Below are 568 nucleotides of genomic sequence, written 5' to 3'. Positions count from 1 at the left end.
TCCCACTAATGAAAATAATACTGATGCCTATATTAACCACGTATGTAAAGACACGGGAGTGACTCGCGATCAGGTTGTTGATGTATTTAATAAAGTATTTATGACAGAGCTGATTAAGTCCATTATTACCATGGAAAATGGTAGTCAACCTTATAGCGATGAGGTCATTGATAAAGCCTTTTCCCTTTTGTAGGGCAGTATTATGAAGTTTAACGCTCATGCTTATACAGTTATTGCGCTGGCACTTGTCTGTCTTATTGCTTATCACTATCGAAGTAAATATACAGACCAGCTTAATACAAGCATTAAGCTACAGAATGCATTGCTAGCGCAACAGAATGAAATCGTTAATCAGCAGGAGAGAATAAAGCGCCTGTCTGAACTGGATAATCAGCATACAAAGGAACTAGCCAATGCCAAATCTGAAATTGATGTGCTGCGCAATGATGTTGCCGCTGGTCGTCGCCGGTTGCTCGTCAAAGCCACGTGTCCAGTGTCTGAAACCGCTTCCAGCACCGGCTTGGATGGTTCAAGACCCGCCCGACTGGAGAAAGACGCTGAACAAGAT

1 protein-coding gene and 1 pseudogene are annotated in these 568 nt (G+C 42.6%); both read left to right on the top strand.

The annotated features are described in order from the left end of the window. A pseudogene (locus ACGF5R_RS24375) lies at positions 1-193 on the top strand (structural protein); the annotation flags it as partial. Positions 194-202: 9 nt separating this feature from the next. Then, positions 203-568: lysis protein (locus tag ACGF5R_RS24370; RefSeq protein WP_387693211.1), on the top strand; the 366-nt coding region annotated here is incomplete at its 3' end.

Origin of the sequence: Photorhabdus sp. RM71S (assembly GCF_042879355.1) — a bacterium.
Lineage (GTDB): Bacteria > Pseudomonadota > Gammaproteobacteria > Enterobacterales > Enterobacteriaceae > Photorhabdus > Photorhabdus kayaii.
This window is presented reverse-complemented; position numbering and strand designations above follow the sequence as displayed.